The organism is Corynebacterium sp. TUM25020 (genome assembly GCF_056388495.1).
Genome location: NZ_JBWJFG010000003.1, coordinates 73,368 through 96,931 on the forward strand (window position 1 = coordinate 73,368; position 23,564 = coordinate 96,931).

The 23,564-nt window shown below is 60.2% G+C and carries 24 protein-coding genes; 14 read left to right on the plus strand and 10 right to left on the minus strand.

Translation table 11 applies throughout. From position 1 onward, the window contains the following. Window positions 1–25 precede the first annotated feature (25 nt). The 3 genes from AC05K6_RS04815 to AC05K6_RS04825 are packed head-to-tail and all read left to right on the plus strand — an operon-like array spanning window position 26 to window position 2,190. The gene (locus AC05K6_RS04815) at window positions 26–1,384 is read left to right on the plus strand and encodes an acyl-CoA carboxylase subunit beta (protein ID WP_476727927.1); all 1,359 of its coding nucleotides are present in this window, start codon (window positions 26–28) and stop codon (window positions 1,382–1,384) included. 10 nt (window positions 1,385–1,394) lie between these two features. Then, the gene (locus AC05K6_RS04820; protein WP_293790761.1) at window positions 1,395–1,589 is read left to right on the plus strand and encodes an acyl-CoA carboxylase epsilon subunit; all 195 of its coding nucleotides are present in this window, start codon (window positions 1,395–1,397) and stop codon (window positions 1,587–1,589) included. Between the two features lie 16 nt (window positions 1,590–1,605). Next, window positions 1,606–2,190, plus strand: a complete 585-nt coding sequence (locus tag AC05K6_RS04825; RefSeq protein ID WP_296212958.1) for a Maf family protein — start codon at window positions 1,606–1,608, stop codon at window positions 2,188–2,190. On the opposite strand, the gene AC05K6_RS04830 is transcribed toward AC05K6_RS04825, so the two are convergent. The 3 genes from AC05K6_RS04830 to AC05K6_RS04840 form a co-directional block, all read right to left on the minus strand. Next, window positions 2,187–3,419: a bifunctional 2-methylcitrate synthase/citrate synthase gene (locus AC05K6_RS04830; protein ID WP_473963606.1), complete on the minus strand. Its 1,233-nt coding sequence runs from the start codon at window positions 3,417–3,419 to the stop codon at window positions 2,187–2,189. The two genes, AC05K6_RS04825 and AC05K6_RS04830, sit on opposite strands and share 4 nt — an antisense overlap. Window positions 3,420–3,438: 19 nt before the next feature. Next, complete coding sequence (gene prpD, locus AC05K6_RS04835) at window positions 3,439–4,935, minus strand: 2-methylcitrate dehydratase PrpD (protein ID WP_476727928.1); 1,497 nt, start codon at window positions 4,933–4,935, stop codon at window positions 3,439–3,441. A 116-nt stretch (window positions 4,936–5,051) separates the two neighbouring features. Next, on the minus strand, window positions 5,052–6,116 hold the full coding sequence (locus tag AC05K6_RS04840) for a Cj0069 family protein (protein WP_476727929.1): 1,065 nt from the start codon (window positions 6,114–6,116) through the stop codon (window positions 5,052–5,054). Window positions 6,117–6,266: 150 nt separating this feature from the next. Between AC05K6_RS04840 and AC05K6_RS04845 the strand changes: the two genes are divergently transcribed. From AC05K6_RS04845 to AC05K6_RS04865, 5 genes are read left to right on the plus strand one after another with little or no spacing between them, the layout of a single operon-like run. Continuing rightward, entirely contained in the window at window positions 6,267–7,127 is an 861-nt protein-coding gene (locus AC05K6_RS04845; protein ID WP_239317099.1) for a sulfurtransferase, read from the plus strand. A 56-nt stretch (window positions 7,128–7,183) separates the two neighbouring features. Beyond that, entirely contained in the window at window positions 7,184–8,983 is a 1,800-nt protein-coding gene (locus AC05K6_RS04850) for an acetyl/propionyl/methylcrotonyl-CoA carboxylase subunit alpha (RefSeq protein ID WP_476727930.1), read from the plus strand. A gap of 25 nt (window positions 8,984–9,008) precedes the next feature. Then, window positions 9,009–9,617 carry a hypothetical protein gene (locus tag AC05K6_RS04855; RefSeq protein WP_473963609.1) on the plus strand — a complete coding sequence of 203 codons (609 nt, stop codon included), beginning with the start codon at window positions 9,009–9,011 and terminating at the stop codon, window positions 9,615–9,617. 36 nt (window positions 9,618–9,653) lie between these two features. Next, on the plus strand, window positions 9,654–11,204 hold the full coding sequence (gene glpK / locus AC05K6_RS04860) for a glycerol kinase GlpK (protein WP_476728031.1): 1,551 nt from the start codon (window positions 9,654–9,656) through the stop codon (window positions 11,202–11,204). Window positions 11,205–11,227: 23 nt separating this feature from the next. Continuing rightward, window positions 11,228–11,809: a DUF1707 SHOCT-like domain-containing protein gene (locus AC05K6_RS04865; RefSeq protein WP_476727931.1), complete on the plus strand. Its 582-nt coding sequence runs from the start codon at window positions 11,228–11,230 to the stop codon at window positions 11,807–11,809. Here the strand turns inward: AC05K6_RS04865 and AC05K6_RS04870 are convergent. Next, entirely contained in the window at window positions 11,790–13,022 is a 1,233-nt protein-coding gene (locus AC05K6_RS04870; protein ID WP_476727932.1) for an amidohydrolase, read from the minus strand. The two genes, AC05K6_RS04865 and AC05K6_RS04870, sit on opposite strands and share 20 nt — an antisense overlap. Window positions 13,023–13,079: 57 nt before the next feature. Between AC05K6_RS04870 and AC05K6_RS04875 the strand changes: the two genes are divergently transcribed. Together AC05K6_RS04875 and AC05K6_RS04880 are read left to right on the plus strand one after the other, a co-directional pair. Continuing rightward, window positions 13,080–13,892, plus strand: coding sequence for a purine-nucleoside phosphorylase (locus tag AC05K6_RS04875; RefSeq protein ID WP_476727933.1), 813 nt, complete (start codon window positions 13,080–13,082; stop codon window positions 13,890–13,892). Next, on the plus strand, window positions 13,889–15,424 hold the full coding sequence (locus AC05K6_RS04880; protein WP_476727934.1) for a phospho-sugar mutase: 1,536 nt from the start codon (window positions 13,889–13,891) through the stop codon (window positions 15,422–15,424). Before AC05K6_RS04875 ends, AC05K6_RS04880 begins: the two co-directional genes overlap by 4 nt. Here the strand turns inward: AC05K6_RS04880 and upp are convergent. Beyond that, window positions 15,395–16,033, minus strand: coding sequence for a uracil phosphoribosyltransferase (upp, locus tag AC05K6_RS04885; RefSeq protein ID WP_448308037.1), 639 nt, complete (start codon window positions 16,031–16,033; stop codon window positions 15,395–15,397). The two genes, AC05K6_RS04880 and upp, sit on opposite strands and share 30 nt — an antisense overlap. An 89-nt stretch (window positions 16,034–16,122) precedes the next feature. Between upp and AC05K6_RS04890 the strand changes: the two genes are divergently transcribed. Genes AC05K6_RS04890 through AC05K6_RS04905 form a run of 4 tightly spaced genes read left to right on the plus strand, consistent with a single transcriptional unit; the run spans window position 16,123 to window position 18,859 of the window. Further along, complete coding sequence (locus tag AC05K6_RS04890; protein ID WP_476727935.1) at window positions 16,123–16,434, plus strand: hypothetical protein; 312 nt, start codon at window positions 16,123–16,125, stop codon at window positions 16,432–16,434. Between the two features lie 22 nt (window positions 16,435–16,456). After that, a complete protein-coding gene (locus tag AC05K6_RS04895; protein WP_476727936.1) occupies window positions 16,457–17,356 on the plus strand; it encodes a C40 family peptidase in 900 nt (299 codons plus the stop codon). A gap of 30 nt (window positions 17,357–17,386) precedes the next feature. Beyond that, a complete protein-coding gene (locus tag AC05K6_RS04900; protein ID WP_293790744.1) occupies window positions 17,387–17,557 on the plus strand; it encodes a hypothetical protein in 171 nt (56 codons plus the stop codon). Between the two features lie 39 nt (window positions 17,558–17,596). Continuing rightward, on the plus strand, window positions 17,597–18,859 hold the full coding sequence (locus tag AC05K6_RS04905; protein WP_476727937.1) for a hypothetical protein: 1,263 nt from the start codon (window positions 17,597–17,599) through the stop codon (window positions 18,857–18,859). A gap of 75 nt (window positions 18,860–18,934) precedes the next feature. Here the strand turns inward: AC05K6_RS04905 and AC05K6_RS04910 are convergent, their stop codons facing one another. The 5 genes from AC05K6_RS04910 to AC05K6_RS04930 form a co-directional block, all read right to left on the minus strand. Continuing rightward, complete coding sequence (locus AC05K6_RS04910; RefSeq protein ID WP_476727938.1) at window positions 18,935–19,816, minus strand: hypothetical protein; 882 nt, start codon at window positions 19,814–19,816, stop codon at window positions 18,935–18,937. 116 nt (window positions 19,817–19,932) lie between these two features. After that, complete coding sequence (locus AC05K6_RS04915) at window positions 19,933–20,640, minus strand: hypothetical protein (protein WP_476727939.1); 708 nt, start codon at window positions 20,638–20,640, stop codon at window positions 19,933–19,935. A gap of 86 nt (window positions 20,641–20,726) precedes the next feature. After that, window positions 20,727–21,506: an ATP-binding cassette domain-containing protein gene (locus tag AC05K6_RS04920; RefSeq protein ID WP_293790740.1), complete on the minus strand. Its 780-nt coding sequence runs from the start codon at window positions 21,504–21,506 to the stop codon at window positions 20,727–20,729. Beyond that, entirely contained in the window at window positions 21,507–22,502 is a 996-nt protein-coding gene (locus tag AC05K6_RS04925) for an ABC transporter permease (RefSeq protein ID WP_476727940.1), read from the minus strand. It abuts the gene before it with no gap. Next, complete coding sequence (locus AC05K6_RS04930; RefSeq protein WP_476728032.1) at window positions 22,499–23,494, minus strand: substrate-binding domain-containing protein; 996 nt, start codon at window positions 23,492–23,494, stop codon at window positions 22,499–22,501. Before AC05K6_RS04930 ends, AC05K6_RS04925 begins: the two co-directional genes overlap by 4 nt. Window positions 23,495–23,564 lie beyond the last annotated feature (70 nt).

A 23,564-nucleotide genomic window follows, 5' to 3' on the forward strand; every position in this document is an offset into this window, starting at 1 on the left:
GGCGTGGGAGTTTTTACACCGTATTATGGCCACCATGAGCTCTACCACCGACACATCAACCACCGCCGGGAAGATCGCCGACCTCCGCGATCGCCTGGCGGAGACCCACAAGCCGCAGGGAGACGAGATCCCGCGCGCTCGTCGCCGCGTGGACGCACTATTGGACGCCGGTAGCTTCGTGGAGACCGACGCACTCGCCCGCCACCGCGCGACCGCATTTAAGGCCGATAAGTTCCGCCCCGTCACCGATGGAATCGTCGCCGGCTACGGCACCATCGACGGCCGCCCCGTCTGCGTATTTTCACAGGACGCAACCCTCTTCGACGGCCAGATTGGTGAGACCGCCGGCGAGAAGATCCTGAAAGTCATGGAACTGGCAGTGAAGTCCGGTACCCCGCTGATCGGCATCTACGAGGGCACCGGCGCCCGCCCGCACGAGGGCATTACCGCGCTGGAGTACTTCTCCCGCATCCACAGCCTGCAGGCCAAGCTCTCCGGCGTGGTTCCGCAGATCGCTCTCGTCGCCGGCCCCACCAGTGGCGCGCTGGTGCACTCGGTAGTTCTGTCCGACATCGTCGTTGCCGTCAAGAACGCAGGCGGTCTCGTTGCTGACGCCACAGACGGCACCGCCCACCTCTACGCCGAGGACGATGCCTCCGCACTGGGAATCGTCGCGGACATTCTGGGTTACCTGCCCAGCAATAACCGTGCACTCCCCCTGCGCGGCGAAGATGGCGAGGCAGAGGCCGGCGAGCTGGACAACCTCATCCCGGACTCCGACTCACAGGCCTATGACATGCACGCGGTTCTCAACCGGGTGGTAGACGCTAACACCGTAGTAGAGCTGCAGAAGTTCCACGCACCGAACCTGATTACGGCACTGGCACGGGTCGGCGGCCGGAATGTGGGCGTCATTGCGAACCAGCCTGAGCAACAAGCAGGAGCGATCGATGCCACGGCAGCCGAGAAGGCAGCGCGTTTCATCCGCTTCTGCGACGCATTCAACGTACCCCTGGTGACCTTCGTAGACTCCGTTGGCTACGCACCCGACGCGCTCTTCCGCCGCACCGCGAAACTCATCGGAGTGACCGCAACGGCATCCGTCGGCAAGATCGCGGTGATTACCCGCAAGGCTTTCGGGGATGCGTACCTCTCGCTAGGGGCCAAGCGCCTGGGTACCGACCTGGTCTACGCATGGCCCACGGCACAAATTGCGCAGGACGATAGCTACCAAGCGGAGCCCTACTCCGCCGCCGAACGGGGCTTGGTCGACGCCGTGATTCCCCCGTCGGAGACCCGCGTCCGCATTATCGACGGGCTGCGCCTGGTGGAGCGCAAGGCCGAGGATGGCTATCCGCGCAAGCACGACAACCTGCCGTTCTAGGAGTAAGCGCGTGACAGACTTTCAGGTGATCAAGGGCAATCCGAACGAGGTAGAGACCCGGGCGCTGCAACTTATCGTGGACGACCTAGCGGCCGAAGCCGCAGCACTGCGCGACGCAAAGCCTGACACCCGTGGGCACTATGGCCGCGAGATGCCACACGGTAACCCGGGGGCTTTCCGCAATCCGCGGATGCCGCGGGGCTAGTGGCAGGTCGAGAAGTATGAAACTCACTCTGGCCAGCACCTCGCCCGCCCGCGAGAAGGTACTGAACGCCGCCGGGGTCTACCCGCGCAAGGTCGCACCGGGCGTGGACGAGGAAGCTGCGGTAGCAAAACTGGTGAACCCCTCCCCTGCTGAGTACGTACAGCATCTGGCCACCGCCAAGGCGCGAGCGGTCGAGGGAGAGCTGGTCTTGGGCGGCGATAGCATGCTGCTCATCGACGGGGAGCTCCAGGGCAAACCGCACACGCACGAAGAGACAGTGCGGCGGTGGCGCCAGCAGCGCGGGAAGCGCGCGGAGCTTATTACAGGGCATGCGCTAATTGACGCCGCTACGGGTCAGCTTTACGAGGAAGTAGTTGCCACTACGATCCAATTCGCCGACGTATCCGATCGTGCCATCGAGGCTTATGCTGCCACGGGAGAGCCATTGGAGTGCGCGGGCGCTTTCACCCTGGAAGCGCTCGGCGGGTGGTTTATCGAGAGTATCGACGGCCACCCGTCCGCCGTGATTGGGCTTTCACTACCCGCGCTACGCCGCGGGTTGGCAAGCTTCGGCTATGACTTCTCCGACCTGTGGGACTAGTCGGCCTTGACGGAGCGCTGCTCTGGGCCGACATAGCTAGATAGAGGGCGGATGAGGGCATTATCCGCATTCTGCTCCACGATGTGGGCGGTCCAGCCAACGACGCGGGCCAGCACGAAGATCGGGGTGAAGAACGGAATATCGATGCCCAGCATGTAGTAAGTCGGCCCAGCTGGGAAGTCCAAGTTGGGCTGAATACCGGTGCGCTGATCCATTGCCTTTTGCATGTTGTCGTACATGTCGACCCAGCGTTGGCCATCGTGGTTGGCGGCGGTGCGACGCATAGCGGCCTCCATGGTCGGCACGCGCGAATCGCCCTTCTTGTACACGCGGTGGCCGAAGCCCATGATCTTATTCTTCGCATCGCACTGATCGAGTACCCACTGTTCAGCGGTGGCTGGGTCGTCGACAGCAAGGAAGTTGTGCATCACAGCCTCGTTCGCACCGCCATGCAGCGGCCCCTTGAGGGCACCGATGGCTCCAGTGACTGCGGAGTACACATCGCTCATAGTGGAGCTGATGACGCGCCCGGTGAACGTGGAAGCATTAAAGCCATGCTCCGCGTACAGAGTAAGTGACTGATCAAATGCTTCCACGTCATCGCGGTTATTGGCCGGGCTCCCCTCTTCGTCTCCGAAGCACATGTAGAGGAAGTTTTCGGCGATATCGCGGTCGCGGGATGGCGGAATGTACTCCAGGTTCTTCCGGCGACGCAGGTCGTAGGCGACAATCGTTGGCAGCTTCGCCAACAGAGTCAGCCCTGTGCGGCGTACTGTGTCCGGGGCGCGGTCGTCCGCGTTGAGATCCTCGGTGCCGAACACACTCACCGCTGTGCGCAGCACATCCATGGGGTGCGCAGTCTTGGGCAGGGAATTGATGAGGTCCAGCATGCTGCGGTCGATCGGACGCAGGGCGCGCTCGCGCTGGCGGAATTGTTCTAACTCGCGGAAATCCGGAAGTTCACCGTTCCACAAAAGATAGGCAACGTCCTCAAAGGTGCAGTGCTCTGCCAATTCTTCCACGGGATAGCCACGGTAGGTCAGTGAATTGGTCTCCGGGTTTACCTTTGAGATACCAGAGGTATCCACGACCACACCGTTAAGGCCCTTGTTAATGTTCTTTTCAGTGCCTGTGGCGTTGGACGTCTTGTTGGATTGGGCGCGGGGCGTGGTGAAGTTGGTGCGTCCGCGGTCGAAGGGTGCGTTAGAAACCTTGATGGGCTTTGTCATGGTGAGGTGTCCTTTCGAGTTAGAAAATGCCGCCGGGAATCTGCGGGGCGCGTGCGAGCACGTCGTCGCTGACCACTAGGTTCAGCTGGCCGAGCTCGCCGGGTGCCAGGTCGGCAGTGGCTTCAGCGACGGCCAGGAAGCGATCCTGCTCCACCTCGTCCACCACTCCCTCAGCCAAGGTGCGGAACTTGGCTATGTAGTCGGCGCGGCCGAAGGGGCGGGCTCCCAGCGGATGCGCATCCGCCACGGCCAGTTCGTCAACGATCTCGGTGCCATCGCACAGAGTGACCACTGCTTTGCAGCCGAAGGCCTTCTCCGCCGGGTCGGTGGAGTGATAGCGGCGGGTCCACTCCGGATCTTCCACTGTGGAAATCTTGCGCCATAGCTCGACGGTCTCCGGGCGCTGAGCGCGTTCTGGCGCATAGGAGCGTTCGTGATGCCACTCGCCGTCCTCCAAGGCGACGGCGAAGATGTACATCACGGAGTGATCCAACGTCTCGCGCGACGCAGTGGGGTCGAACTTCTGCGGGTCGCCCGAGCCGGTACCGATCACGTAGTGGGTGTGATGGCTGGTGTGCAGGACAATGCTCTCCACCTGGCTGAGGTCGCCGATCCTGTCGCGCATCCGGCGGGCCAGGTCGATCGGCGCCTGGGACTGGTACTCCGCGGAGTGCTCCTTGGTGTAGGTATCAAGGATCGCCCGCTTCGGCTCTCCCGGTTCCGGCAGGGGCACAACGTAGTGCGCATCCGGGCCGTCCAGCAGCCAAGCGATCACACCGTCTTCGCCTTCCCAAATCGGCGCTGGCGCACCCTCGCCGCGCATGGCGCGGTCGACAGCCTCCACGGCCATCTTCCCGGCGAAGGCCGGCGCGTGAGCCTTCCACGAACTGATTAGTCCCTTGCGTGACTGACGAGTAGCCGTGGTGGTGTGCAGCGCCTGCCCGACGGCTTGGTAAATCACTTGTGGATCCAGCCGCAACGAGGTGCCGATACCTGCAGCCGCAGACGGCCCCAGGTGAGCCACGTGATCGATCTTGTGCTTATGGAGGGAAATTCCCTTGACCAGATCCACCTGGATCTCATAGCCCGTTGCGATGCCGCGGATCAGATCGCGCCCTCCCAGGCCACGCGCTTGTGCAACAGCCAGGATCGGCGGAATGTTATCGCCAGGGTGGGAATACTCGGCGGCTAGGAAAGTATCGTGAAAATCTAGCTCACGCACCGCCACGCCGTTGGCCCAGGCAGCCCATTCGGGGGAAACTGTGGCGTCAGTACCAAAAACGGCGCAGGGCCCAGAGTGGCACAGCGCCTGACTGCGCGCCGACGAGACGGGACGACGCAGAATGGATGCGGCAGCGACGGCCGCATTATCGATGATGCGGTTGACCACCATGTCCGCGGTGTCTTGCGGCACCTCGACCGGGTCGGCGGCGACCTGCGCAACCTTCCAGGCGAGGTGTTCTTCCTGCGGAAAGTCGTCCGCCGAGGGGTGGACGCGAACGTCGTGGTTAATCATCGCGGGGGTTAGGTCCTTTCAGGGATGGAGGTGCTGTGATGCACCTCACCCTAACGCCTCGCGACGATCTATGTTGCTAAACAAACATTTTTTGACACCGAAACGTCAGTTGGCATTTAGGCGTGCTTTTCCTCGACGCGCTTGATGGCCTCTTCGGCAACCAGCTGCTGGATACCCATGTCCAGCTCAGAGGTGAAGCCCACGCAGGAGCAGTTGATCTCGCCCAGAACGTAGGTGTCCTCACCCGTCTCATCGTCATCGGCGAGCATGAAGTCGGCGGTCCAGATCAGCGGGATGTTGTCACCCCCCAGTTTCTCAGCGATAACCGGGCGAGCCTCGGCGAACATGTCCACCAGCTCCTGCCACTCCTCCGGCTTCTGGTAGGTGTACTTGGCGCCAGAGAACAGAGTTGCAGAGAACGCGTCGCCGCCCTCGGCCGGCTTCTTGTGAACCACAAACACAGGGTGCGGACCAACCAGCAGAATGCGGATCTCACCCTCGACGATGCGCGGCATGAAACGCATGTCCACCAGCATGCCGTTGTCGCCAACGATGTACTGGTCACAGAAATCCATGAAGTCGCCGAGCTCGCGAACCTCGGTGTGGTTGTCTACAGCCTCGGTGCACTTCAGCTTGGTGTCCATAGGCAGGGCGGTACCCGGCTCGATGGACTCGGCCAGCTGCTTATCCTCCAGCTGCACGCGCCAGATACCAGAGCCAGTGGAGCCACGGTTCTGCTTCAGCACGCGCTCGCCATAAGACAACGAGGTGGGGAAGGTCTTGTGGAAGGAATCGACATCGTAGTAAGCGGCGGTATCGTCCGGCACCAGGTCGGTGTCGTTCAACTTCACCAGCGCATCCTTTGCGCCATATGCCATCATCTCAGCCGGGGTGGACATACCAACCAGGCCAGCTTGCTCCGTCAGTTTGGTCAGCATGTCGAAGTAGCCCTTTTCGCCGCCGGGAATGTGGCCCGGGTTAACGCGGGAAATGTAGGCATCGTAGGTCGCAGCAACCTCGTCGTAAATCTCGTCGGCTTTCTCCGGGTCGAAGTAGACAACTTCGGCCCCCCAACCCTTCTCGCGGATAGCCTCAACGATCGGCATGGTGTCGCGGCGGTGGCCGTCCTCACCCTTGTCGTTTCCGCCCTGAACCTCAAAGACAACAATGTTCTTGTGCACGGTTTCCCCTAGCTCTAGAAGTAAAAATGCAGTGCGTATGGCCATGTTTAGCCAACAACATAATTCTACGATCACTTGGCCCGCACGGCAGTGGAAGATAAGTGTGATCTAAAGCGCTAGACTTTCATTCGATCGAAAGGCAGGTAATTCATGGGAATCGAGTTCGACCCCAGCCCTCAGCTGAAGCAATATGCCCACCCAAACAAGCTGGTCACGAACGCGTGGCTAGGAGCGAAGCTAGGCACCCCCGGCCTGAAGGTCGTAGAAGTAGACGCGGATTCACTGCTCTACGATATTGGTCACATTCCCACCGCAGTACGCTTGAAGTGGTACGAAGATCTTTCCGACCCGGTGTGGCGTGACCTTATTGGATCCCGGGAATTCGAAAAGCTCATGGACCGTCTGGGCATCAGCCGGGACGACACCGTGGTCTTCTACGGCGACCACGCCAACCTGTGGGCTATCTATGCGCTATGGGTCTTCGAGCTCTTCGGCCACCCCGACGTGCGCATCCTGGACGGCGGACGCGACGCTTGGATGCAGGAGGAACGGGAAATCTCCTACGCCGTGGATGAGGTTCCCCACCCGCCCGGCTACGCCGTGGCTTCCCGTCGCAACGATCACACAAACCGCATCTTCGTCGACGAGCTACGCACGAAATTCGAAGGCTCCCAAGTAATCGACCTGCGAAACGCAGAAGAGTACACCGGCGAAGTGACGCTGCCGGGCTACCCCATTCGCCGCAATGGCCACGTACCGGGAGCAGTAAACCTGCGTGCGGATTCCTCGCTACTGGCGAACTCACGTTTCTGCTCGGTTAAGGACATCGAAGCCAATCACGCTGAACTCGACCGCAGCCGCCCCACCGTTGTCTATTGCAATAACGGCGCCCGGGCAGCTCTCGAATGGTTCGTTTTGCGTTTCCTCTTGGGATGGGACGATGTGCGCGTTTACGATGGCTCGTGGATCGAATGGGGAAATATGATGCGCGTGCCCATCGAACGCAGCTAAGCGCGCAGTGTAGCCTCATTAACTAGCCTTTAATTATTTACCCGAAAGGATTGCCCGTGACTTCCAGCACCGCCGCTCCCTTGACGAAGGTACTGATCGCCAACCGTGGCGAAATTGCAGTGCGCGTCATCCGGGCTGCGCGCGACGAAGGCATCGCCACCGTTGCCGTCTATGCGGATCCGGACGCCGATGCGCCATTTGTACGCATGGCTGATGAAGCCCTGGCTTTGAGCGGCCAGACCTCTGCAGAGACGTACCTGGATATCGACAAGATCCTTGCCGCCGCTCGTAAATCGGGCGCCGATGCAGTCCACCCCGGGTACGGCTTTCTGTCGGAGAACGCGGACTTCGCACAGGCGGTCATTGATGCTGGCCTGAACTGGATTGGCCCGTCGCCTGAGGCGATTCGGAAGCTCGGCGATAAGGTGACGGCTCGCAATATCGCCCTTACTGTTGACGCCCCTATGACTCCGGGCACTAAAGAGCCTGTCGCGGACGCCGCAGAGGTGACTGCCTTCGCTGAACGTCATGGTCTACCGATCGCCATCAAAGCCGCCTTTGGCGGTGGTGGGCGCGGCATGAAGGTTGCCTACACGATGGATGAGATCCCTGATCTCTTCGACTCCGCCACCCGCGAGGCCATCACCGCCTTTGGCCGCGGCGAATGTTTCGTGGAACGCTACTTGGATCGCGCCCGCCACGTGGAAGCGCAAGTTGTTGCCGATAAGCACGGCAATGTGGTTGTAGCGTCCACCCGCGACTGCTCTGCCCAACGCCGCTTTCAGAAGCTGATTGAGGAAGCTCCGGCTCCCTTCTTGAGCGACGAGCAGAATGAGCGCATTTACTCTTCCGCCAAGGCCATTTGCCGCGAGGCTGGCTATTACGGCGCGGGAACGGTGGAATATCTAGTTGGCTCCGATGGACTCATCAGCTTCCTGGAAGTGAACACTCGCCTCCAGGTGGAGCACCCCGTAACGGAAGAGGTCACCGGCTGGGATTTGGTGCGCGAACAATTCCGCATCGCCCGTGGCGAGACGCTCTCCCGCACTGAAGATCCGGAAATCCACGGCCACGCGATCGAATTTCGAATCAACGGCGAAGACCCAGCCAATAACTTCATGCCCGCACCTGGACGCATCCAGACCTATCGGGAACCAGCAGGCCCCGGTGTGCGTATGGATTCGGGTATCGAGACCGGAGCGGTTATCGGCGGCCAGTTCGACTCCATGCTGGCAAAGCTAATCGTCACCGGCGCTGACCGCACCGAGGCGATCCAGCGCTCGCTCCGCGCACTGGAGGAATACGAGATCGAGGGCATCCCGACGGTTATCCCCTTCCACCAGGCTGCATTGACCGATCCAGCTTTCGTCGCTGAGGACGGCAATTACCGCGTGTACACACGCTGGATCGAGGAGGAATGGGATAACCAGCTACCCGCCTACGAAGAGCCACTCGCAGCTTCTGCGGAAGATGAACTGCCGAAGGAGAAGCTGGTCGTGGAAGTCGACGGGCGCCGCGTGGAGGTGCTCGTGCCGGGCGAGATCCTAGCGGGTCGCGGTTCGGTGAGCCGGGCGAAGAAGCGCCGCGCCGACGCCGCGGACATCGCAATCACTGGAGACACCGTGGCCTCCCCGATGCAGGGCACCGTCATCAAGGTAGAGGTCTCCGAAGGCGACGAAGTGGCCGAGGGCGACGTACTGCTGGTTCTTGAAGCCATGAAGATGGAAAATGCCGTCAAGGCGCACAAGTCCGGTGTGGTGCAGTCGCTGAGCGTCGGAAGCGGTGATGGCGTCACAAAGAACCAAGCACTGCTCGAACTGAAGGATGACCCTGCGGCTGATAATGTCGCAGAATAAATTAACGAGACAGGAAACGTATCCCATGACCCACCACAAAGCTGAAGACTTTTCCGAGCAGGAAGATCAGAGCGCGACTGAGGGAACGCCCCAGGACACCACGGAGGGCAAGACGCCGAAGAGCATGATCTTTCTGGGGCTCGGCCTGCTGGTAGTTGCCGTGATCACTGCCATCGTTTCGCTGGTCGGTGTAAAGGACTTCGGCAAGGGTTACGACGTTTCAGGTGGCAAGGAATACTACCTGCTGGCCGACGAGGACGCTCTCAGCGCGCGCCAGTGCACCCTTACCGACGAACATGACAAGGATCTCGCCGATCGCATCCGCGAAGCTGACCTGAAATTCAGCCAGGACGATCTGGAGATCTCGGATGTCTCTTTGCCGCTGACCAAGAACAAGGGCGTGTACACGTCCATCACGTTCAAAGAGGACGTTGCAAAGGCTAAGTACAACTGCGACAAGGGAACCATCTACATCTCCACCTTCTCTTCCGGCACCCTGCAAGCACTGCGCTGGGTGACGATGCTGTGTGGCGCAGCCGGCGTGGCGATCCTGATCCTGGCCGCGTTTGCGAAGCAGCGGAAGAAGGATAGCGAAACTGTTTCTGAATCCGACGCCGACCTCGAAGAAAACTAAGTGGCAGAAACCCTCTCAAATCAGCTGACCGGGACTTTGGCAAAGTGGAAGAGCTCCAAGCGGGGCTACGTACTGGCGCTCGACCAGGGAACTACCTCCACCCGCTGCATCATTTTCGATGCCCGCGGGAAGATGGTGAGCTCCAGCCAGATGGAACACCGGCAGATCTTCCCCCAGCCCGGCTGGGTGGAACACGACCCGGAGGAAATTCGGCGCAATAGCCGACGCGTCATGGCCGACGCCGCAGCCTCCCACGATATTCCCGTGGAAGAGTTCGCCGCAGTAGGCATTACCAACCAGCGTGAAACCACCGTCGTATGGGATCGCGAGACCGGCAAACCGATTTACAACGCGATCGTCTGGCAAGATACCCGCACTGACGAGATCATCGAGAGCCTAAGCGAAGAGCAGAAGACCATGATCTTCGAGCGCACAGGGCTCAATGCCTCTACCTACTTCGCCGGACCGAAGATTCGATGGATTCTGGATAACGTTGACGGCGCCCGCGAGAAAGCAGAGCGCGGGGAGCTGGCCTTTGGAACCATTGATTCGTGGCTAATTTGGGAACTCACGCGCCGCTCACGCAAGAAGTCCAAGGCGGGACGGGCAGGTAGCGCTCGGCATGTCACGGATGTCACCAATGCTTCCCGCACGATGCTCATGGATTTGCACACGCAAACATGGGATCCGGAACTGTGCAAGCTCTTTGACATCCCTGAATCTATGCTGCCGGAGATCGTGAGCTCCTCCGAGATCGTCGGCAAGGTACGACGCAGCGGCCCGGTCAACGGTGTACCCATCGCCGGTATTTTGGGCGACCAACAAGCCGCTGCTTTCGGGCAGGTGTGCTTCAACCAAGGCGAGGCGAAGAACACCTACGGCACGGGGAACTTCCTGCTGTTAAACACCGGTACCGAACCGCAGTGGTCGGAACATGGGCTAATCACCACCGTCGCCTACCGGCTGGGTAATCAGCCCGCGGTGTATGCCCTGGAAGGCTCCATCGCCGTCACGGGTTCCCTAGTGCAGTGGCTCCGTGACAACCTGGGCTTCTTTGACACCGCCGATGATATTGAGCCACTGGCTCGGAGCGTGGACGACAATGGTGGCTGCTACATCGTGCCGGCTTTTAGTGGATTGCTGGCTCCTCACTGGCGCCCCGAGGCGCGCGGCATCATCGCCGGCCTTACTCGCTACGTAACAAAAGCACACATCGCTCGCGCTGCGCTGGAGGCCACCGCCTTCCAAACCCGCGAGGTCGTCGAAGCCATGAACGCGGACTCCAAGGTGGACTTAAAAAACCTACGCGTCGACGGCGGCATGGTTGTGAACTCACTGCTGATGCAGTTCCAGGCGGATCAACTTGAGGTTCCAGTAACCGTTCCGGAGGTGTCGGAAACCACCGCCCTTGGCGCAGCCTACGCCGCCGGTCTGGCAGTGGGCTTTTTCCAGGATCTTGACGAGCTCGTGTCGCTGTGGCAGGAGGAAAAGACCTATTTCCCCCAGGGTGATCCCCAAGAGCGCGAGGTCACTTTTGCGAAGTGGAAGCGCGCGGTGGAGCGCACTTTTGATTGGAAGTCCGACTAAGACGCAATGCTACGCTTAGAAGCATGAGCGACCCCTCCCACAGAGAGATTCGAGTTTCTGACATCGACCGCAGCGACGCAATCAGCGTCCTCGGTGCCCATTTCGCCGATGGTCGGCTCGCCATGTCCGAATACGAGGAGCGCGTGCAGCCGGCCACCGAAGCTGTCTCTGAAAGAGAACTAGAGCAACTCTTCGCAGACCTTCCACCGCTGTCCCCTACCCGCGAAGTGGTTCCCTATTACTCTGCCAACGAGGTTGATCGCCATTACCGAAGTGGCCGGAATATCCGCCTCGGGTTGTTGCTCAGTACCGTCATTGGCAGCACAGGCCTGGCCATTGTTCTCAATAGCGTATGGGCCTCTTCTCCAGTGCTATTGCTGCTCATCCCAATGGTTTTCGTCATGCTCTACGTTATGAAGGCCGGCCCGAAGCAGTGGTACGAGCCCAGCCCTCGCCAGCTAGATCGGCAGCGCTTCCAGGAGCTCAAACTGCAGCAGCGCGTACAACAGGCGCAGTGGAAGTTCGAGCGCAAACAGCGCACTCACGAGCTCACCAGCAGTGCGATGAATTTCGCCCAGAAGCGCTTTAACGGAACTGGTCGATAACCCCGGCGAAGAGGCGAATACCGATCCCCAGCGCCCGTTCATCGAAGACAATATCGGGCTGGTGCAGGTCGGGGCGCTCCCCCTTGCCGGTCCATGCGCCCAGGCGTGCCATCGAGCCAGGCACATGCTCCAGATACCAGCTGAAGTCTTCACCACCGGTGGATTGCGGGGCTTCCTTCAAGGCATTCGGATCGACGTCGTTCACGGCCTGCGCCAAGGCGGCGGTGGAGACGTCGTCGTTCATCACTGGCGGCACGCCCTTGGTGTAGCGCAATTCAAGCTGAGCTCCGGTCGGTGCGACCAGGTGCTCCAGCAGTTCGCGCAGGGTTTCTTCGCCACGACGCCACACTCCAACCTCCGCCGTGCGGAACGTACCGAGCAGGCGAACCTCCTGGGGCATTGCGTTGAACGTCGCTCCGCCATTAATCGCGCCGAAAGTCAGTACCGTGCCGGTTCGCGGATCCACCGTGCGGGACAGTAGGCCGGGCAGTTGCGACGCAATAAGCCCTGCTGTGTACACCAGATCCGCCGCCAGGTGTGGCCGGGAGGTGTGGCCACCGCTACCGCGCAAGATGATCTCCACGACATCGCTAGCCGAGGTGATGGCGCCAGTGCGCACGCCGATCTCCCCCGTCCTGAGCTTTGGCTCGCAGTGCAAAGCGAAAATACGGGACACGCCATTGAGAGCCCCGGCCTCGATCACGTCGACTGCGCCTCCATCCATGACTTCCTCAGCCGGCTGGAAGATAAAGCGAACCTGGATTCCCAACGCATCCTCCCCGTGGGCGTCCACAAACTCGGCGAGGGCGACAGCTAGACCGAGCACAACGGTGGTGTGAATATCGTGGCCGCATGCATGCATGATGCCGGGAATTTCAGAGGCAAAGTCCAGGCCTGTGACCTCCTGCAATGGCAAAGCGTCGATGTCACCGCGGAAGGCGATACGAGGTGTACCGATCGGGCCAATATCCGCAATGAGTCCCGTAGAGGGCAAAGCCACCGGACGCAGCCCGGCGCGCTCAAGTTCCTGGGTGAGGAAGCGAGTCGTCTCCGTCTCCATGTGCGAAAGCTCGGGATTGCGGTGCAGGTGACGGCGCCAATCGACGATCCGCTGGGAATTATCCCGCACCCAGCCCCGCACGAACTCGGCAATGGAGTGTGCGCTGTCCTCCTGTGTGCGCTGCTGTGTGCCGTCTTGCACTTGACTACTCACATTCCTCTCACTTCGATTGACCTATCTAGTCTAACGCCTGCGGTACCCTTGGTTGACATGACTGCTTCCCCAAATCCCTATCAGCTGGCCGACGACGCTGCGGCGGCTTTGAAAGATCGCACGGGTCTCGACTCTTACGAATGTGCTGTCGTACTCGGCTCCGGTTGGCGCCCTGCAGCGGACGTGCTGTGTGAAGGCGCGGAAGACCTGGTGGAGTTCCCGATGTCGGAGCTTCCGGGATTCCTCGCCCCCACCGCCCAAGGGCACGGCGGCACGGTGCGTAGCGGAAGAATTGGTGGCCGCAATGTGCTGGTGCTGTTGGGTCGCACCCATGCCTACGAAGGCCACGAGCTGTGGCGCACCACTCATGCCGTACGGACCGCCGCAGCCGCGGGGGTACAGACGGTCGTGCTGACGAATGCTGCTGGCGGTCTCACCGAGGGCATGAGCGTAGGCGAGCCAGTGCTGATTGCCGATCACATCAACTTCACGGCGAAGACTCCCCTGTCCGGCGCAAACTTCGTCAACCTGGTGGATGCCTATAGCCCTACCCTGCGCGCCAAGGTGCAGGAGATGCGCCCTGGCATGCGCGAGGCCGTCTACGCCATGATGCCCGGGCCGCAGTACGAAACCCCCGCAGAGATCCACATGCTGCGCACCCTGGGAGCGGGCCTGGTGGGTATGTCCACGGTCTATGAAACCATCGCCGCCCGCGAGGCAGGCGTAGATGTGCTGGGAATCTCCCTGGTCACCAACCTGGCCGCGGGTATTACCGGCGAACCACTGAACCACGAAGAAGTCTTGCAAGCGGGTAAGGACGCGGCCAACGACATGGGTGGGCTGCTCCGCGAGCTGGTGAACAACCTATGAGCGAACTGAAGTTCGGCACCGCCGGTCTGCGCGCCAAAGTAGGACCCGGCCCGGATGAGATGAATGTGGGCACCGCCACCCGAGCCACCGCCGGCGTGGCCGCCTGGCTGCAGGAACGCAAGCGACCCTTGCGCGCCGACGGGGTTTTTCGTGCGGCTGTTGGATATGACGCCCGCTACGGCTCCCACGCCCTAGCCCGCGCAACGGCGGAGACCTTCGCCGGTGCGGGTTTTGATGTCACCCTCATTGCGGAGCCAGCTCCTACGCCGGTGCTGGCGTGGCTGGTTAAGTCCCGCCGGATGGACGTGGGCGTGCAGATCACCGCCTCGCATAACCCGGCGCAGGATAATGGCTACAAGCTTTACCTCGATGGCGGTTCACAGCTGGTCTCCCCCGCTGATCGCCAAATCGAAGAACACATTGCTGCTCAGCCCGCCGATGCGGCTGACATCCCCCGCTCCGAGGCGAAGTCGGTCGATTTGTCTGCGGTCTCCGGCTACGTCACTGACTTGGGCACCCTTGTAGCCACAGGACGCCAATCCGAACTGGCACCACGGCGCAAACTGAAGATCCTGTACACACCAATGCACGGCGTGGGCGGTAACGCCCTGGAGTGGGCTCTACGCGAAAACGGCTTTGGCAATGTCCACACCGTTGCTTCGCAACGCTGGCCGGATCCCAACTTCCCCACAGTGGCCTTTCCGAACCCGAAGGAACCCGGTGCGACGGACGCCCTATTGGCCGAAGCGCGAGAGATCGACGCGGATCTGTTGATCGCTCTGGACCCGGACGCCGACCGTTGCATGCTGGGGTTGAAGCGGGCCGACGGGGAGTACCACATGCTGCGCGGGGACGAGACCGGACCCTTGCTGGCACGCAGGGTATTGGCAGGTGTGGGGGCGTCACCAGGAAACAAACCTGTCGTAGCAACCACGGTTGTCAGTTCACAGCTGCTCGGACGCATGGCACGCGCCGAAGGCTGGGATTATGTAGAGACGCTGACGGGCTTTAAGAATCTCGCGCGTGCTGCGGACGGACGCCCTGGGGAGTTGGCTTTCGCTTATGAGGAGGCGATCGGCACTGCTCCTGCTCCGCACATCGTGGCGGACAAGGACGGTATTGCCACGGCGCTGATCGCTGCGGCATGGGCAGCCGAGACGGACCTGGCCGCCGAGTTGGAGAACATCGAGGCCACCTATGGCGTCTTTAGAACTGCGCAGGTAAGCAGCCGATTCGAGGACGTGGCTCAGGCACACGAACTGATCGAACGTTGGACGAAAAACCCGCCAGCAACACTTGCGGGCGCGGCGGTGCAGGCCGGGCCGATCGAGGACTCAGAGGGCAACCGCACCGACGGAGTGCGCCTCGTGGGTCATGTGGATGATCTGGCGCTGCGCGTGGTCGCCCGAGCCTCCGGCACGGAGCCGAAGGCAAAGTTCTACCTGGAGGTCAGCGCCGAGCCGGGAGCAGACGCACAGGCCGTGGGGGCACTGCTGGAGCGCCTAAAGATCGATGTTTCGGGGGCCGTATAGGCGATCGCCGGCATCGCCTAGGCCGGGGACGATATACGCATCTTCGTTCAGGCTCGGATCAATTGTGGCGGTGACCAACTTGCGAACGCTCACCTGTGCCTCAACGAGCGCATCAACGCCGGGCTGGGCAGAGACCATGCACACGCAGGTGATGTCGTTGGCGCCGCGGCCCTCCAGTAGGCGAATCGCGTGCAGCAGCGAGCCACCGGTAGCCAGCATCGGGTCGACGAGGAACACCGGCTGATCACGGAGGTCATTTGGCAGAGCCTCGAGATAAGGCACGGGCTCGTGGGTGGTTTCGTCGCGAGCCATGCCGATGAACCCGACCTGCGCGTCGGGGATCATGGATAATGCCGGATCGATCATGCCCAGACCTGCGCGAATGACGGGAACGATAATCGGGGGTTTTTCCAATCGCGTGCCCGTGGTGGTGGCTACCGGGGTTTCTAGTTCAAATTTTTCGGCTACCAGATCTGCCGAGGCTTCGTAGATCAGCATCGCGCCCAGGTCGGCCAGGGCAGCACGGAACTGTGCGTTATCGCTGTTTTTGTCGCGCATAATGCTGAGGCGCGCTGCGACGAGCGGATGTTTTACCACCTGAATATCCATGGTTCCCCACTTTAGTTGATGGCGCGCGGAACCTTTTGCCTCACAACGCGGTCTAACGGGTCTGAGCATTTGTTTGGGGAGGGTTTCTCTTGCTCTATGGGGATAAGATTCACGCTGATCCGGAACTAGTTGCGCATCTTAAGAGCCGTACCACGGACGTGGGCGCAGCATTGCAGGGGCGCGCTTCGCCGGTTCATGGGGAAACGGGGGCTGTGGCGCCACTTGCGTTGAGTGATTTCCTGCGGGCTCTGTCGGCTGCACGGGACGCGCACGACGGGTTGCTGCGGGATGCGGATGGTTATTTTAATGACGCCACGTTTGCCTTGGCCAGCATTAACCGCGACCTTGAGGGACACGAAGGCGAGTTTTCCAGGGCCTTCAATGGGCTGACGGAGGTGTGAAGTGCTCGATATAGCGAGTCTTGTGGCCCCTTTGATTGCAGCTATCCCCTCGCCTTTTAGCCCAGGTCTGAGTGCGAGCGTGCCAGCGGTGCGCGGGCTGGAGGGATTAGGCGATATAGCGGCTGCGGCGCTGCAGGGTAATGCTGGGAAAAGTGTCCACGGATCTTTAGATGCGGTAGGGCGAGCGGTAGCTTCTGTGGTGAAGGCTGGTGGAGCCCTGGACGGGTTGGCTAACCAGGCTGCCCTGGCGGTGAAACGCACAATCGGGGACTTAGGTGTGATCCTGCGCGACTGTGTGCGGGAGGTCGGCCAGGCCGTGGCAAGTAGTGGGATGGCTGGACCGTTGGGATGGATCAACGGTCTTGGTGCAGCGATGCCGGTGGTGGTGCGGCACGTGGAACGGGCGAAGGATCGCGTGCACACGTTGGAGACCGAACTTCACGGGCTAACGAACGACGTGCACAAGGTGCACAAAGAACAGCTGCCGGAGCGGCTGCCGGCGAGCAACCCAGACGCGTCCCCCGTACTGGAACCAGCTGCACACGAGACACCCGGTACTCAAGGGGCACCTTCCTCGCAAGCATCGCAGGCAGTTGCCGCAGCGAAGACTGCCTTGGGCACCCCTTACCAGTGGGGAGGCACGGTGCCCGGCAAAGGTTTGGATTGCAGTGGGCTGGTTCAGTGGGCCTACAGACAGGCTGGGGTGGAACTGCCCAGGACGTCGAGTGAGCAGGCAATCGGGCCACAGATCGCCAGATCGGCAGTGCAAGCAGGAGACCTCGCGGTGTGGAATGGCCACGTGGCAATGATCGTCGACGACAGCCACATGATCGAAGCAGGCAATCCGGTACAAATCAGCCCGATCCGGCAAGAAAACAGCGGAATGCCCTTCAAGGGCTTCTACCGGCCGACGGCGGCCTAGGTTACGGGCTGGAATCAAAAGGAGTAGGACATGGCACTTATCAACGGACGTTCACACAGCAGTGGTCTGGCACGCATCGTCAGCACTCCCCCTCCACGGGAGTATCTGGCAGCTCAATTCTTAGGCGAAATGCCCGAGACGGTACCAGCGGTGCTCACTGCGGAGCTACGCACACGGCGCCCAGATCAGTCACAGGACTAACACCAACTCCGGCATGCCAACCTAGTAGAATGCCTTTCCATGGCAGCAGAAAATGGCTTGAGGACATTCGGTAACGGCATCGTCGCCGTCGAGTTAGAGATCACTAGCGGTACTTGGTACACCCTGTGGGCACCCAATTGGCTGGTCAAGGGCGAACGCTGGCAGGGGTTCCTAGGTGACGATGACGATCTTTTCGTCTTTGATTCCCCCGCCAAGCTGCTGGCTTTCCTGGAAAACGGTGGCCGTAATGAGCTGGCCGAACACCCCAAGTGGGCGAAGTTTAAAACCGACTTGGTGACGAATGTGGTGCCCACGCGCACGGGCAAGATCAGCCTAATCGAGATTCCTCGGAAACTGTCCCTCCGTCCGGGTTATGAATCCACCTCCGCTGTATCCCGCGGCTTCGACCTTCTACGCTCCATGGGTAACGTCCTGGGGCTAAAGAGCGTGAACAATTGGTTCCACTCTTATTCCATCCTGGACAATGTGCGCCGTGGCCCGGACCACTACCAGTCGCAGAACGGCCTGGAAGAGTGGTCGGGCGTCGGACGTACCGTGCTAGATCGCTGGAAGGGCATGCTCAACGACGTTGAGGAGCACCTGACCGAGCCCGAGGTCGACGAGGCCAAGGTCGAAGACGCGCAGAAGCGGATTGACGAGGCACAGGAGGCCCGCGAGAAGCGTCTGCAGGAAAAGGAAGCGGAGGCAGCTGCCGCAGCCAAGAAGGAAGACAGCGCCGATGCCGACCCTTACGACAAGACCATTTGGGCGGACGCCGGCATTGATCCGATCCGGATCAGCCTGGGTGGCCAGTACGTCTACACTTTGCGTTGTTACGTCGGCGACAAGCCGCGCTTCCTAGGTCGTCACGGAGAGATCAATACCTTCCCGAACTCTCGCGCTTTGGTGCGGTGGCTTATCGACGCCCACGATCACGACCTCGAAGAGCTGGAGACGTGGGGCGATATTGTCAGCGCCGCCAATGCTGGTGAACTGGAAGTCACGGTGCACGACTCGAACCAGTACTCCTTCGCCGGCCTGCACGATGACATCGCGGAATCCATCGACGCGGTGGATACCGACCAGTTGGGTCGCGCCTACGAGCTGCTGGCAGACGCTGCTGACTGGGCGGGTGATGACAGCGTGAACAAGGTTCTGCTGAGCTACCCCAAGCTGCAGAACTACTTGGCTTACATGCTCGGCTCCCCGTCCGATTCGCAGCCCTCTGCCCCCTTTGACGAGGAGGCCAAGGGCTGGAAAGCACTGGAAGAAGACCTGACCAAGCGCTTTACGCGCTTCTAGCCGGAATATCGCCAAACAACAAAAAGAGCTCTACCAGTATGTACTGGTGAGCTCTTTTTTAATGCCCAGGGTTAGCTACTGCCCTGGCTGGTTAAAGGGGTTCTGGTTCCCCGGCTGGCCCGGCTGATTCTGTGGCTGACCCTGCGGTTGGCCAAACTGGTTACCCGGCTGATTCTGTGGCTGCCCCTGCGGCTGACCAAACTGGTTCGGATTGTTGTTACCCGGCCCCTGCAGAAGGTGGCCATACTTGACGATCGCAATCACGCCGAGGGTGATGATCGCCAAAGCAAGGAGAATTGCGACAAACAACCAGAACTTAGGGCCACCATCGAAGGAGACGTCAACCTTAGGAGTTGGCATATATTCCGAGTAGCCTGATGGAACTGACTGCGTCAACTTATCAACTTCCTCCTTCGCCTCCTTGAAGTCGCCATTGAACTGGACATATGCGACGATATTCCAGATCAACAGTAGTGCCCCGGAACCAATCGTCATGAAGACAGCAATGCGAGGCTGCGCTTTCAGCCATAGCATTACCGCCGCGCCGATCAGCAACCCCAGAACCAAGATCATGAACAGGATGCCTAGGCTCTCGCTGTACCTTTCAGCGTCGGATGCATCTGCGTAGGAGGCAGAAACTCGACCCCAGCCGTTCATCGACGCGGAATTCTTAGTATCTTCATACCTAGCTTCCACGCCAAACCAGGGAAGGAAGCTGACGATCAGCACCAATAGAGCAGAGACTCCGGCGGCAATCGCACCCATCTGGTTCCACTGCAGAGACTGCCCCTTCGGCCCCTGCGGATTGAACTGGCTCTGCGGGCCGAACTGCTGCGGCTGTTGTGGCTGCTGCATTTGGTTCGGCTGCTGCGCTGGGAATGCCTGGTTAGGTTGATTCGGTTGGCTTGGGCCACCAAAATTCTGCCCCGGCTGACCGTAAGGGTTCGGGTTACTCATAAAGGATGCTCTCAATCTTTCTGCGAAAAATCGTGGTTTACTAGCCGACTAATTATTACATTCAGCTACCCTTCCGGCGACTCCAATTGGGGAATCCTCCCTACAGAATGGGACGTTTAGGGGTTCTCTACGAAGTACTCGTCAAACTGAATGTTGCTGGCCACCTCGCCATGCTCGAAAACTTTCAAGCTCTTTTGGTTGATCTCGATTCTCGTTCCCCCACCAACTGGGACGCGGTAGCTTCCCCGACCTGGATCGGCGTAAGCCATATCGACATCCTTCTCTAGCTCATACCCACCGACATCACCGCGGTAGTAGTAATCGCCTTTCTGTCCGACCTTGCAGACAACCACATAGTCACCGTCTCCGTATGCTGCGTAGAGCCATTCGTCATCTGAGTTGCAGTGGGCAGAGCTCCCTTCCCATCCATGTCGACTCAAGGAGTACTGGGCGCTGCCAGTACTGCGGTTACTTTCCTGGCTCTCCGTTTCATCCTCGGGAGCATCGGGCGTCGGCTTCTTCGGGGGAGCGGTGGATTCTCCATTTGCTTCAGGAGCCCCACTCGGAGCAGAGGCAGAGGACTCATTGACCTCGGCGGGCGCTTCACTGGAGCTGTTTGCGGAATGCGCTGGGGCTGCTCCATTATCACCGTCGTCGTTTCTGTCGCCCAAGATTGCAAAGGCGGCCACACTACCGCCGACTAAGAGCGCAATCACGGCAATTGCGACACTGGCATAAACCCATGGCGAGGTTTCCTTCGCACGCTGTGGTTTTGGTGCCGGCGGATGGTAATTATTCCAATTGTTCCAGTTCTCGTTGTTCATCAGAAAACCATATGTTTACTCAGACGTCTTGCCTCTAAGAGGACAAACGATCGTTACCTACGCCGTAGATTAACACCCCAACCCACTTAGCGCCGGAGCTCGTGATTTAGGGAATCCAGCTCGCCACCACCGGCCATCTCCAACGTCAACTGTTCCAAGGTGACCTCAGAGTAATCCGCGTCCAGGGACTGCTCGCCCATGTTCAGCAGCACGAAGTGGCTACCGACGAGATATGCATGGTGAGGATTGTGCGTGATCAGCACCACTCCCACCCCACGCTCCGCCGCGGCCTTAACGAAGCGCAGTACCATGCCGGATTGTTTGACGCCCAGCGCTGCGGTGGGTTCGTCGAGAATGATCACTCGCGCGCCGAAATACACAGCCCGTGCAATCGCCACGACCTGGCGCTGACCACCGGAGAGGTTGGCGATGGGCACCTCGACATCATCCAGGTGCACGCCCATTTTCTCCAACTCTTCGGCAGTGATGCGACGCATTTCATCAGCGCGGAGCATACCGAAGCGACCGGTGAGCTCCTGGCCCAAGAAGAAGTTCCGCCACACGGACATCTGCCCCACGACCGCTAGATCCTGGTAAACGGTGGCAATGCCCTTTTCCAGTGCGTCCTTCGGGCCAGAGAACTGAACCTCCTCCCCATCGACCAGCAACTCGCCACTGGTGTGCTTGTGACGGCCAGCCAGAATCTTGATCAGTGTGGACTTGCCTGCGCCGTTGTCACCCAGGATGCAGGTCACTTTGCCAGGGTAAATATCCAGGTTGATGCCCTTCAGCACGTGGACATCACCATAGTCCTTGGTGATATCGCGGAGGCTGATGACTGGGGTGGCGTCAATAGAAGAAGACATTTAGCTACGACCCCCAGAAGTGAACTTGGCGACAGAGTTATTGGTGAGCACTGCGAACAGGAGCATCGCGCCGAGGAAGAATTTGAACCAATCTGGTGTCCAGCCTGCATAAACAATGCCTTGGTTCGTCATACCGAAGATCAATGCACCAATAGCAGTACCGATGGCAGTGCCGCGCCCGCCTGTGAGCGCACAGCCGCCGATAACCGCGGCGATGATGTAGAGGAACTCGTTGCCCACACCCTGTCCGGCCTGAATGGAGTCGAAAGCAAACAGGTTGTGCATACCCACGAACCAAGCGGCGAAGGCAACGAACATGAAAAGGATGACCTTCACGCGACGGACGGGAACTCCGGTGGCACGGGCAGCCTCGGCATCACCGCCGACGGCGAAGATCCAGTTGCCGAAGCGCGTCTTGAACAACAGCACGCTGGCCAGTGCAACAAAGAACAGCCACCAGAAAACAATGGTTTTAATTTCCACGCCATGGATATCCACCGAGGAGGCAAAAACTGCTTTGGCGGATTCGAAGCCCTCCATATCGGCGATCGACGGTGTGGCGACCTGGCCGGTGACCATTTTCGTCACCGCAAGGTTGATGCCCTGCAGCATCAAGAATGCGGCGAGAGTAATAAGGAATGAGGGAATGCCAGTGCGCATCACCATAAACCCGTTAAACGCGCCGATAGCCAAGGCGATCAGGAGCGACAGGAACACGCCGACCCAGGAGTTTAGCCAGAAATTGTAGTTCAGCATTGTGGCGGCCAGGGCGGCAGTGGTCACGGCCACGCCAGAGGAGAGGTCGAACTCGTCGCCGATCATCAGCAGTCCGACAGCCAGGGCGATAATACCCATGGTGGAGCTGGAGTAGAGCACCGTCGAAAGCGCGTCTAAAGAGCGGAAAGACGGGGCTACGAACATGAACAGCGCGAAGATCAACACCGCGCCTAGCACGGAGGTGAACTCGGGGCGCTTGAGCAGTTTCACAGCCTTCATCGTAGGCCTTCCTTGGCGGCATCTGCGATCGTATCCACGTTCGACTTATCCACGAACGACGGCCCGGTGAGTACTGGCTGCCCGCCGCCCACGGTCGAACCATTGCGCTTAGCCAACCAGAGCGCGTCGATGGCCATGTAGCCCTGTAGGTAGGGCTGCTGATCAACAGCCCACTGAACGGTGCCCTTCTTGATGGCAGCGACGAGTTCCGCATTCGTATCAAAGGTGGAGATCTTCGCATCCGAGCCGGCCTGTTCCTTGGCCTGCACCGCAGTCAATGCGACGGGCGCGACAAGCCCCATGACCCAGTCGATGTCCTTCTGCTGTGCCAGCTTGGCCTGCACCGTGGACTGCACACTGGTGAGGTCCATGCCATTGACATAGAGGTTCTCAACGGAGCCACCGTTCAGCCCCTTCTTGATGCCTGCGCAACGGGATTCCTGGCTGGGGTTACCCTGTTCGTGGATCACGCACAGCACCTTCTTGGCGCCGTCCTTAGCCAAGCGCTCGCCGGCGCGTTCACCGGCGACGGACTCGTCCTGACCAAAAAAGGCGCTGAGGTTGTATTTCTTGTAATGCTCCATGCCGGAGTTCAGACCGACCACGGGGATGTCGGCTTGCGATGCGCGCTTAGCCACCGGCCCCAATGCTTCCGGGGTGGGCATGGTCAAAGCCAGACCATCGACATGGGAATCGATGGCGTTCTGTACCAGGTTTGCCTGATCCGGCGCCTGCGGGGACGAGCTATAACGCAGCTCAAGGTTGTTCTTCTTGGCGGCATCCTCGGCGCCGGCACGGACAAGATCCCAGAAGGTATCGCCCGGTGCGCCGTGGCTTACCATCGCCACGGTGTAGCGCGGAGTATCCACTCCCCCGCCACCATCGCCGGAGGATCCTCCCCGCGGACGGCCACCGGTTTCCGAGCATGCGGTCAAAGCCAGGCCAGTGCAGATCGTGAGCAGCAATGCCGCAGTGCGGCGGAGGTTGAACAACTTTCCCCGAGAATTCGCCATGCAGAGCATCTTGCCAGGTCACAAGGGCAAAGCCCAACTGCTGGCGAGA

Bases quoted from the DNA above. Each gene is read 5' to 3' on its own strand.
- AC05K6_RS04905 (WP_476727937.1), top strand. From the start codon at position 17,597: ATGGCAGCAGAAAATGGCTTGAGGACATTCGGTAACGGCATCGTCGCC.
- AC05K6_RS04855 (WP_473963609.1), top strand. From the start codon at position 9,009: ATGACCCACCACAAAGCTGAAGACTTTTCCGAGCAGGAAGATCAGAGC.
- AC05K6_RS04865 (WP_476727931.1), top strand. From the start codon at position 11,228: ATGAGCGACCCCTCCCACAGAGAGATTCGAGTTTCTGACATCGACCGC.
- AC05K6_RS04920 (WP_293790740.1), bottom strand. From the start codon at position 21,506: ATGTCTTCTTCTATTGACGCCACCCCAGTCATCAGCCTCCGCGATATC.
- AC05K6_RS04875 (WP_476727933.1), top strand. From the start codon at position 13,080: ATGACTGCTTCCCCAAATCCCTATCAGCTGGCCGACGACGCTGCGGCG.
- AC05K6_RS04845 (WP_239317099.1), top strand. From the start codon at position 6,267: ATGGGAATCGAGTTCGACCCCAGCCCTCAGCTGAAGCAATATGCCCAC.
- AC05K6_RS04915 (WP_476727939.1), bottom strand. From the start codon at position 20,640: ATGAACAACGAGAACTGGAACAATTGGAATAATTACCATCCGCCGGCA.
- AC05K6_RS04830 (WP_473963606.1), bottom strand. From the start codon at position 3,419: ATGACAAAGCCCATCAAGGTTTCTAACGCACCCTTCGACCGCGGACGC.
- AC05K6_RS04880 (WP_476727934.1), top strand. From the start codon at position 13,889: ATGAGCGAACTGAAGTTCGGCACCGCCGGTCTGCGCGCCAAAGTAGGA.
- upp (WP_448308037.1), bottom strand. From the start codon at position 16,033: ATGGATATTCAGGTGGTAAAACATCCGCTCGTCGCAGCGCGCCTCAGC.
- AC05K6_RS04825 (WP_296212958.1), top strand. From the start codon at position 1,606: ATGAAACTCACTCTGGCCAGCACCTCGCCCGCCCGCGAGAAGGTACTG.
- AC05K6_RS04900 (WP_293790744.1), top strand. From the start codon at position 17,387: ATGGCACTTATCAACGGACGTTCACACAGCAGTGGTCTGGCACGCATC.
- prpD (WP_476727928.1), bottom strand. From the start codon at position 4,935: ATGATTAACCACGACGTTCGCGTCCACCCCTCGGCGGACGACTTTCCG.
- AC05K6_RS04910 (WP_476727938.1), bottom strand. From the start codon at position 19,816: ATGAGTAACCCGAACCCTTACGGTCAGCCGGGGCAGAATTTTGGTGGC.
- AC05K6_RS04815 (WP_476727927.1), top strand. From the start codon at position 26: ATGGCCACCATGAGCTCTACCACCGACACATCAACCACCGCCGGGAAG.
- AC05K6_RS04925 (WP_476727940.1), bottom strand. From the start codon at position 22,502: ATGAAGGCTGTGAAACTGCTCAAGCGCCCCGAGTTCACCTCCGTGCTA.